At 46.6% G+C, this 10552-nt stretch carries 6 protein-coding genes and 3 pseudogenes; 8 read left to right on the top strand and 1 reads right to left on the bottom strand.

Annotated elements, in window-relative coordinates; all coding sequences use genetic code 11:
* The first annotated feature begins 381 nt into the window (after positions 1 to 381).
* The 8 genes and pseudogenes from gltB to B7360_RS15790 form a co-directional block, all read left to right on the top strand.
* On the top strand, positions 382 to 4845 hold the full coding sequence (gene gltB / locus B7360_RS15825; RefSeq protein ID WP_085343970.1) for a glutamate synthase large subunit: 4464 nt from the start codon (positions 382 to 384) through the stop codon (positions 4843 to 4845).
* A 20-nt stretch (positions 4846 to 4865) separates the two neighbouring features.
* Positions 4866 to 6278 (top strand): FAD-dependent oxidoreductase, encoded by a 1413-nt coding sequence (locus B7360_RS15820; RefSeq protein WP_005396322.1) that lies wholly within the window; start codon positions 4866 to 4868, stop codon positions 6276 to 6278.
* Positions 6279 to 6369: 91 nt separating this feature from the next.
* A complete protein-coding gene (locus B7360_RS15815; RefSeq protein ID WP_031780533.1) occupies positions 6370 to 6798 on the top strand; it encodes a DUF1499 domain-containing protein in 429 nt (142 codons plus the stop codon).
* Positions 6799 to 6861: 63 nt separating this feature from the next.
* Positions 6862 to 7558: pseudogene (gene mtnN / locus B7360_RS15810) on the top strand (5'-methylthioadenosine/S-adenosylhomocysteine nucleosidase).
* An 11-nt stretch (positions 7559 to 7569) separates the two neighbouring features.
* A complete protein-coding gene (locus B7360_RS15805) occupies positions 7570 to 8523 on the top strand; it encodes a cobalamin biosynthesis family protein (protein WP_085343969.1) in 954 nt (317 codons plus the stop codon).
* On the top strand, positions 8523 to 9347 hold the full coding sequence (btuF, locus tag B7360_RS15800; RefSeq protein WP_012842144.1) for a vitamin B12 ABC transporter substrate-binding protein BtuF: 825 nt from the start codon (positions 8523 to 8525) through the stop codon (positions 9345 to 9347). Before B7360_RS15805 ends, btuF begins: the two co-directional genes overlap by 1 nt.
* Positions 9348 to 9416: 69 nt before the next feature.
* Entirely contained in the window at positions 9417 to 10037 is a 621-nt protein-coding gene (locus B7360_RS15795; protein WP_054867265.1) for a TRIC cation channel family protein, read from the top strand.
* Positions 10038 to 10165: 128 nt separating this feature from the next.
* Positions 10166 to 10462 (top strand): annotated as a pseudogene (locus B7360_RS15790) (LysR family transcriptional regulator); the annotation flags it as partial.
* A 4-nt stretch (positions 10463 to 10466) separates the two neighbouring features.
* Here the strand turns inward: B7360_RS15790 and B7360_RS24620 are convergent.
* Positions 10467 to 10552, bottom strand: a pseudogene (locus B7360_RS24620) (IS5/IS1182 family transposase); the annotation flags it as partial.

Below are 10552 nucleotides of genomic sequence, written 5' to 3'. Positions count from 1 at the left end.
GAAAGAAAACAATTCCTTCCAATCTTTCTATTTTGACCAGCATTTTATGCTGGTCTTTTTTATTTCCCACAGAATCAAATGTTACTTTTTTGTAACAATCAATTTTCTATCTATTTGAAATCATTAAACTATTTTAGCTTATTAAATGGTAAATCGCATATTCACGTGATTATCCACTAATAACTTGACCTTTTTTACAATAAGCTATAGCTTGTGAAGTTGATGAAAATAAAACACTCAAAAAATGTTAAATATTTCACAGCTTTTATTGAATAAATATACATAAAACCATAAAAGATGACGCATATTCAGTCATCACTATCAACGTAAGCAGTGTTGATATATCTGTCGGGATGACGGATAAGCAAAGGGAGAATTGCAATGGCTCTTTATGATCCAAGTCTTGAGAAAGACAACTGTGGATTTGGCTTGATCGCGCATATGGAAGGCGAACAAAGCCACAAGCTGGTTCGTACAGCAATTTCTGCACTTGACCGAATGACCCACCGTGGTGGTATTGCCGCCGATGGTAAAACCGGTGATGGTTGTGGTCTTCTATTACAAAAGCCCGATTCCTATTTACGTCTTATTGCCGAAGAAAATGGTTTCAACCTTGGCAAGCAATACGCCGTAGGGATGATTTTCTTCAACCAAGATCCGGTCAAAGCTCAACTCGCTAAAGACATCGTCAACAGAGAGCTTGCGCAAGAGACGCTAACAGTGGCCGGTTGGCGTGAAGTTCCAACCAATTCAGAAGTGCTCGGTCCAATTGCGGCTAACTCGCTTCCAAATATTCAGCAAGTCTTTATCTCTGCACCGGCTGGTTGGCGAGAGCGTGACATTGAACGCCGTCTCTACATCGCACGCCGTCGCATCGAGAAACAAATCACCGAAGATCCTGATTTCTACATCTGTAGCTTGTCGACTCAAGTTTTGGTGTACAAAGGCCTGTGCATGCCTGCGGACTTGCCTCGCTTCTACCTTGATCTTGCTGATCTACGCATGGAATCCGCTATCTGTCTGTTCCACCAGCGTTTTTCTACCAATACTCAACCGCGTTGGCCATTGGCTCAGCCGTTCCGCTATCTTGCTCATAACGGTGAGATCAACACCATTGAAGGTAACCGCCAATGGGCGCGCGCGCGCGCTTACAAGTTCTCGTCACCACTGCTGCCCGATCTTCAAACTGCAGCACCATTTGTGAACGAGACAGGTTCAGACTCCTCTAGCTTGGATAATATGCTGGATCTCTTCTTAGCTGGTGGCATGGATATCTTCCGCGCCATGCGTATGCTTGTGCCGCCTGCATGGCAAAACCATCCAGATATGGATCCGGATCTGCGGGCGTTTTACGATTTCAACTCCAAGCACATGGAACCATGGGATGGCCCAGCAGGTATCGTACTGTCCGATGGTCGTTATGCTGCTTGTAATCTAGACCGAAATGGTCTGCGTCCTGCACGTTATGTAATTACCAAAGACAAGTTGATCACTCTGGCATCTGAGGTAGGGATTTGGAATTACGCCCCAGATGAAGTTGCCGAAAAAGGGCGTGTAGGTCCGGGGGAATTGCTCGTCATCGACACTCGTAAAGGTAAGCTTTGGCAGTCTAGCGAGATCGATAATGATCTGAAATCTCGTCACCCTTATCGCGAATGGATGGAAAACAACGTTCGCAAACTCACACCATTTTCTCAGCTACCTGAGGATCAAGTAGGCGAGCGCAGCTTTGATGAAGACTTACTTAAGACTTATCAAAAGCAATTCGCGATGACGAACGAAGAAGTCGACCAAGTTCTGCGTGTACTCGGAGAAATGGGCCAAGAAGCCGTTGGTTCTATGGGTGACGATACTCCAATGGCAGTGCTCTCCTCAAAAGAGCGCTTGGTAACTGACTACTTCCGCCAGAAGTTCGCTCAGGTCACCAATCCACCGATCGATCCACTGCGTGAAAAACACGTGATGTCACTGGCGACCAGTATCGGTAAGGAAATGAATGTCTTCTGTGAAACCGATGGCCACGCGCATCGCGTAACATTTGATTCGCCTGTACTGCTTTATTCAGACATGCAGCAACTGCTCGAGCTTGGTGACGATCACTACCGTAATACCATTCTAGATATCAACTACGACCCACAAGAGAAAGATCTTAAACAAGCCATTAATGATCTCTGTGAGCAAGCAGAGCAAGTCGTACGTGAAGGCACGGTTTTAGTGGTACTTTCAGATCGCGCTTTGGTCAAAGGCAAGTTACCAATTCCAGCGGCAATGGCAGTCGGCGCCGTTCAAACTCGTTTGATTGATGCGAACTTACGTTGCGATGCCAACATTGTAGTCGAAACCGCAACTGCACGTGACCCACACCAATTTGCTGTCTTGCTTGGCTTTGGTGCTACTGCAGTTTACCCATACCTTGCTTATGAAGCGTTAGGTAAACTGATTGATGATAAGGCACTAGAGAAAGACTATCGCGATGTGATGCAGAACTACCAATACGGCATCAACAAAGGTCTGTACAAAATCATGTCAAAGATGGGGATCTCAACCATCGCCTCTTACCGCTGCTCACAACTGTTTGAAGCGGTTGGTTTAAGCCAAGACGTGGTCGACTTGTGCTTTAAAGGTGTGACGACTCGTATTGAAGGCGCGAATTTTGACGACTTCCAGCAAGATCTTACAAACTTATCTCGCAAAGCATGGGCGAAACGTAAATCGATTGATCATGGCGGCTTGTTAAAGTATGTCCATGGAGGTGAGTATCATGCTTACAACCCGGATGTTGTCGGCACGCTGCAACAAGCAGTTAAATCTGGCGAAAGTAACGACTATCAGAGCTTTGCTAAGCAGGTAAACCAACGCCCTGTTGCCATGCTGCGTGACTTAATGTCGCTGAAAAAATCAGACTCACCGCTGCCACTCGAGCAAATAGAACCACGCATTGAACTGTTCAAACGCTTTGACTCTGCGGCCATGTCCATTGGCGCACTTAGCCCAGAAGCGCATGAAGCACTTGCAACGGCGATGAACCGTCTTGGTGGTTACTCTAACTCGGGTGAAGGCGGTGAAGATCCTCGCCGCTTCGGTACTGAGCGTAACTCACGTATCAAACAGATTGCTTCTGGCCGATTTGGTGTAACGCCTCATTACCTGACTAATGCGGATGTACTGCAAATCAAGGTGGCACAAGGTGCGAAACCGGGTGAAGGTGGACAGCTACCAGGACACAAAGTCACCGCAGAAATCGCAAAACTGCGTTATTCGGTACAAGGCGTGACTCTGATCTCCCCTCCTCCGCACCACGATATCTATTCGATTGAAGATTTGGCCCAGTTGATCTTCGACCTTAAACAAGTCAACCCAAATGCGCTGGTTTCGGTGAAACTCGTCTCCGAGCCAGGTGTCGGCACCATCGCAACGGGCGTAGCCAAGGCTTACGCTGATCTTATTACCATTTCGGGTTACGACGGTGGTACCGCAGCAAGCCCATTAACTTCGGTAAAATACGCTGGTAGCCCTTGGGAGTTGGGGTTGGCCGAGACACAACAAGCACTGGTTGCTAATGGTCTGCGTCATAAGATCCGCCTACAGGTAGACGGTGGTCTAAAGACTGGTTTAGACGTAGTTAAAGCCGCAATTTTAGGTGCAGAAAGCTTCGGTTTTGGTACAGCGCCAATGGTAGCTATGGGTTGTAAGTTCCTACGAATTTGTCACCTCAACAACTGTGCAACAGGGGTTGCGACTCAAGACGAAACGCTGCGTAAAGAGTACTTCAAAGGCTTACCTGAAATGGTGATGAACTACTTCACCGGACTGGCAGAAGAAGTGCGCGAGCTGCTTTCTGAGCTAGGCGTTGAAAAACTGACGGACTTGATTGGTCGTACCGATTTACTTGAAGCAGTAGAAGGGTTTACCACGAAGCAAACCAAATTGGATCTATCCAACATTCTAGAAGCTCCCGTCTCGCCTGAAGATCATCCGCTGTTTTGGACGGAACCAAATAAACCGTTTGATAAAGCAGAGCTCAATCAAAAGATCGTTGATGATGCCATGCATGCGGTCGAAAACAGTCAATCGGCAAGTTTCTTCTACAATGTCATCAACACTGATCGTTCTGTGGGTGCTCGCTTATCTGGCGAAATAGCAAAACGCTATGGCAACCTAGGATTGGCGGCTTCCCCTATCAAAATCTATCTTGACGGCACTGCCGGCCAGTCGTTTGGCGTTTGGAATGCGGGTGGCGTAGAGCTTTACCTCACAGGTGATGCGAATGACTACGTAGGGAAAGGCATGGCAGGCGGCAAGATCGCCATTAAACCTCACTTAGGTACAGCGTTCAAGTGTCATGAAGCCACCATTATTGGTAACACGTGTTTGTACGGCGCAACGGGCGGTAAACTGTTCGCGGCAGGTAAAGCGGGTGAGCGTTTTGGGGTACGTAACTCAGGTACGATTGCCGTCATTGAAGGTGCGGGAGATAACGCTTGTGAGTACATGACAGGCGGTATTGTTGCCATTCTAGGTGCAACAGGCGTGAACTTTGGTGCAGGTATGACCGGAGGCTTTGCCTATGTTCTGGATGAAAACCAGAGCTTTGAAGGTCGAGTCAATACTGAATCTGTCGAAGCCATTTCATTGTCCGATCTATACATCCACCAAGAGCATTTGCGCGGCCTGATTGCGGAACACCTTGAAGAAACAGGGTCGAGCCACGCAGAAAATATTTTGGCGAACTTTGATGAATGGATTCCAAAGTTCTATTTGGTGAAACCACAAGCGGCAGATCTTCGCACGCTACTTGGTCACCAGAGCCGCAGTGCCGCTGAGCTGCGCGTTCAAGCCCAGTAATCATGGAGGATGTTTGAATCATGAGTCAGAACGTTTATCAATTTATCGATGTTCAACGCGTAGATCCTGCGAAGAAGCCTATCAAAGTTCGTAAGATCGAGTTCGTTGAAATCTATGAACCGTTTACCAAACAACAAGCGACTGCGCAGGCGGATCGCTGCTTAGATTGCGGTAACCCATACTGTGAATGGAAGTGCCCAGTACACAACTACATCCCTCAATGGCTAAAACTGGCAAATGAGGGACGTATTCTTGAAGCGGTTGAACTATCGCATCAAACCAATAGCCTACCGGAGGTATGTGGGCGCGTTTGTCCTCAAGACCGTCTATGTGAAGGTTCATGCACGCTTAATGATGACTTTGGTGCCGTCACCATCGGTAATATAGAAAAGTACATTACCGACAAAGCCTTTGAAATGGGCTGGAAGCCAGATATGTCCAAGGTGGAGTGGACCGATAAAAAGGTCGCAATCATTGGAGCTGGCCCAGCAGGCTTGGCAGCCGCTGATATCCTAGTGCGCAATGGCGTTAAGCCAGTCGTGTTTGACCGCTACCCAGAAATCGGCGGACTACTGACTTTCGGTATCCCTTCGTTCAAGCTTGAAAAAGGGGTAATGGAAAATCGTCGCCGTGTGTTCACTGAAATGGGCGTCGAGTTTCGCATGAACGTGGAAGTCGGTAAAGATGTACAAATGCAAGATCTGATCGATGAGTACGATGCCATTTTCTTAGGCGTTGGCACCTATAAATACATGCGTGCAGGACTAGAAAATGAGGATGCGCCGGGTGTATATGACGCGCTGCCATTTTTAATTTCGAATACCTACAAAGTCATGGAGCTTGAGAACAACCAACCTTTTATCGACATGGCAGGAAAGAAAGTGGTCGTGCTTGGTGGTGGCGATACCGCAATGGACTGTGTACGAACCTCTATTCGCCAAGGAGCCTCCAATGTGATTTGTGCTTATCGTCGTGACGAAGCCAACATGCCTGGCTCTCGTCGCGAGGTAAAAAACGCGAAGGAAGAAGGCGTGAAGTTCATGTTTAACCTGCAACCACTCGGTGTGGAGGTCGACGCCTCAGGTAACGTATCGGGCGTTAAAGTGGTAAAAACTGCTTTAGGTGAGCCCGATGATGCAGGTCGTCGCAGACCAGAACCAGTGGAAGGCAGTGAACATGTATTGCCTGCGGATGCCGTGATCATGGCATTTGGTTTCCAGCCACACAAAATGGACTGGTTGGAACCGTATGGTGTCGATTTAGACCAATGGGGACGTATCAAGGCACCTGTTGAGCAAGCGTTCATGTACCAAACCAGCAATGCGAAAATCTTCGCTGGCGGTGATGCGGTCCGTGGCTCAGACCTCGTCGTAACCGCCATTGATGAAGGGCGAAAAGCGGCAGAAGGCATTCTTGATTACCTAGAAGTCTAATCACAGCTAACATCACAAAAAGGATCCTATTATTGGATCCTTTTTCTTTTGTATCCATATAATTAGAAGCAAAATTATAAGAGTAAATACAATGAAAAAAGCCGCTCTCCTTTCCATCGCTTTACTCAGCCTTACAGCCTGCAGCCAAGGAGTCACCAGTATGCCAGATCGTTCTCAATCACCTTGTGGTGACAAACCAAATTGCGTTTCAACTCAGGACTCAAGAGACAAGTTTCAATTAGCACCTTTTTTGCTCACTGAGTCCGCAACGTTAGATGCCATTGAGCAAGCCGCGCTTCAACTTCCTGGCGCCAAAACCGCGGTAAAAGAGGGTGATTACCTTCGGATAGAATGCACATCTAAAATCATGCGCTTCGTGGATGACCTCGAATTAAAAGTAGCAGGAGACAAACTGATTGTTCGCTCAGAGTCACGTGTGGGCTATTCTGACTTTGGCGTAAACAGAAAGCGCGCCGAACAATTACGAGAAAAGCTCACTCAAGCTAAGCTCATCAAATAGAAAACTGCTCACGGGGAGTGCTATACTCTCGGCCAACTAAAATATTTACCGAAAGAGAGTGTTATGAAAGTTGGTATCATCGGTGCGATGGAACAAGAAGTGACCATCCTGAAAGAAGCAATCACAAACTGCAAAACCGTAAATAAAGCAGGTTGTACGTTTTTCTCTGGTCAAATTAATGATGTAGAAGTAGTCGTACTACAATCAGGTATCGGTAAAGTTGCAGCTGCAGTAGGCACTACCATTCTTCTTGATGAATACCAGCCAGATGTTGTGATTAACACAGGCTCTGCTGGTGGCTTCGATTCAAGCCTAAATCTAGGTGATGTTGTTATCTCAACAGAAGTTCGTCATCACGATGCAGACGTGACCGCTTTTGGTTATGAAATTGGCCAAATGGCTGGCCAGCCTGCTGCATTCAAAGCGGATGAAAAGCTAATGGATTTAGCAGAAAAGGCACTAGCGCAAATGGAAAACACTCATGCAGTTCGCGGCCTGATCTGTACNTGGTGATGCATTTGTTTGCACCGCTGAACGCCAAGAGTTTATTCGTAAGCACTTCCCATCCGTTATCGCGGTAGAAATGGAAGCATCTGCTATCGCTCAAACTTGTCACCAATTCAACACGCCGTTTGTTGTTGTGCGCGCAATCTCTGATGTCGCTGATAAAGAGTCACCAATGAGCTTTGATGAGTTCCTACCGCTAGCAGCAAAAAGCTCTTCTGAAATGGTATTCAAAATGCTGGAACTCATTAAGTAAACGACTCATTCATGGAAGAAGTTTTTCAGTCATTTTATGCCAACGGTGCGCTCCTTATTATGTGGGGCGCACTGCTCTTTCACCTTATTTTACCAATCCCCCGTTCATCGCATCCCATCACTTTATGGCGAAAGTTAGCTGAGAACCTCGCCAACAAAGTAAACAATAATCATAGTTACTCACAGAGCCTGACCTCCGGCAGTCTTGCATTGGGCTTGATGCTATTGCCTTGCTTGATCTTGCTGATTGCCGTGGAGCCATTCGTTTGGCAAGTGCCTTTATACGAACTAGTGCTATTGATCATTGCTTTGGACTGGCGCAACAGCGAAGCCTTAACGAAACAACTCGTCACAAGTATGTCGAGAGAAGACAAAGCTCAGTGCCGACAATTACTAAGACCATACCTTAATCGCGATACTGACAGCCTCTCGATCATCGGCATAGGTAAAGCAAGCTCAGAAGCTGTGATTATGGGATACAGCCGCAACGTAATCGGTGTGTTATTTTGGTACGCACTAGCAGGTGGTATTGGTGCGTTAATGTATCGACTAGCCACAGAGTTAGCTCGAGTTTGGTCCCCTAGCCGACGCCAATATTTGCCCTTTGGTAAACCTGCCGTTCAGCTGGTTGCCGCTCTGGATATTATTCCACTTCGTCTCTTTGCCATACTTTTAGCTGTAGGAAAGAACGTAAGCAATGTGCTTTCTGGTGTACAGCAACAAGCGAAGTCTTGGCCACTACCCGGGCCCGCCTGGGTGTTGTGTACCATCGGACACAAACTACAACTCTCTTTATGCGGCCCTGCTATCTATCAAGGTATACGTGCGGAACGCGCAAAAATCGGTGGACGAATCGCCCCATCGGCTACTCACCTTTCACAAATACATACGCTGCTCGTTTGGCGAGTCTTCGTTTGGATAGCTATCCAAAGTCTGCTTTTAGGAATGATTTATCAAGGATTATGATGAATAAACTATGCTTCGCATTAACGCTGTTTGTTTCGACAGCGACCTTCGCTCAAACACCAGCGCAACGCATTGTAAGTTTAGCTCCGCATGCCACTGAAATTGCCTTTGCGGCAGGGCTAGGAGACAAGCTTGTTGCTGTCAGCGAAATGAGTGATTATCCAGAGCAGGCAAAGCAGCTGGAAAGAGTCTCTAATTACCAAGGAATTAAATTAGAGCGCATTATTGCTCTTCAACCGGATTTAGTCATTGCTTGGCCGGCAGGAAACCCGGCAAAAGAGCTGGAGAAAATTAAACAGTTCGGCATTCCTATCTATTATTCCACTACAGGCTCACTGGAAGATATCGCCAATAATATCGAGCAGCTAAGCCAATACAGCGAAACCCCGCAAATAGGACAAAAGGCCGCTGAAGATTTTAGAACGCAACTGAATACACTAAAAGAGAAGTACAACACGCACGAGAAAGTTCGTTACTTTTATCAGTTGAGTGAAAAGCCTATCATCACTGTTGCCGGGAAGAACTGGCCAAGTGAAGTCTTTACTTTTTGCGGTGGTGAAAACATTTTCGCAGCATCCAGCGCGCCTTATCCTCAGGTCAGCATCGAGCAGGTCATCACTCGCCAACCAGAGGTTATTTTTACTTCTCGTCACGCAATGAGTAATGATGGTATGTGGGCAGAGTGGAGCAATGAGCTTCCCGCACTTAGAAATAAGCACATCTGGTCTCTAAACTCAGATTGGATTAACCGCCCAACCCCACGCACACTAAATGCGATCACAGAAGTGTGTGAGCACTTTAAAAGCGTTCGTCAAAAACGCTAACGATTTCGTGGCAAATACCGTACAATTTCCGCCCATTTTTTCTCACACTATATAAAGGTACTAAGTAACATGGACTCCATGCTGCTTTATATGATCGATTTGTTCGGTACCGCTGTTTTCGCTATCTCTGGCGTGTTACTGGCGGGCCGTTTAAAAATGGATCCATTCGGCGTTATCGTTCTCGGCAGTGTGACTGCTATTGGTGGCGGAACAATCCGAGACATGGCGCTAGGTGCCACTCCTGTATTTTGGATAACAGATACTACGTACTTATGGGTGATATTTGTTACGTGTCTACTAACCATGCTCGTTGTACGCAGACCAAAACGGCTGTCATGGTGGGTATTACCCGTTTGTGATGCCATCGGTCTCGCTGTATTTGTGGGAATTGGAGTAGAGAAGGCACTCGCCTACAATGCATCTGGAATGGTCGCTGTGATAATGGGGGTTATTACTGGCTGTGGAGGTGGCATTATACGAGACGTGCTGGCTCGCGAAGTTCCTATGGTATTAAGAAGTGAAGTCTACGCTACGGCATGTATTATTGGCGGCATCTTCCATACGATGGCGGTAAACATGGGTTATGACCACTCAACGGCTTTACTCGCTGGTGTAATCTCAACGCTTATTATACGTCTCGGTGCTATTCGTTGGCATCTATCCTTACCAACTTTCGCCATTAACCGTTAAACACAAACAGCATCACTCATCATCGAGTCGACCAAGTGTCGGCTCCTCTCATTTATGCTCATTTGATTCGCCAATTCTTGGACAATTCGCTAAATTATCTCAACCATTCCTAACTTTCATTAATTATTATGTTGCTTGAAGGTATTGAGACGTTACTTGTCCTCAGTAAAGAAAAAACCATGAGCCGCACGGGCAGCCAACTCTATATTAGTCAATCTGCGGTGAGTAAGCGCATTTCGAATCTAGAGAAGAAGTTAGGAAAAAAATTGATTGAGCCAAGTGGTCGGCACATAAAGCTGACCTCCGATGGCCTCGCGCTCATCAACACGATCGAGTCAACGTTCAATGAGTTAAGAGGTCAGATCTATGATCAGCAAGAAATAGAAGATACTTCTTTGATCAAGATAGACTGCTCTGAAACCTTAGAACCTATCCCAAAAGGGATTTATTCCAAACAATGAGGCCACAAGCAAAATGCAACATGGCCTCGTAGTTTTCGATTTTCTTTTCCCAAC

Source organism: Vibrio sp. ArtGut-C1, assembly GCF_002105475.1.
Taxonomy (GTDB): domain Bacteria; phylum Pseudomonadota; class Gammaproteobacteria; order Enterobacterales; family Vibrionaceae; genus Vibrio; species Vibrio diabolicus.
The sequence above is the reverse complement of the archived record's forward strand: the minus strand, read 5'-3'. Positions and strand labels throughout refer to the sequence as shown.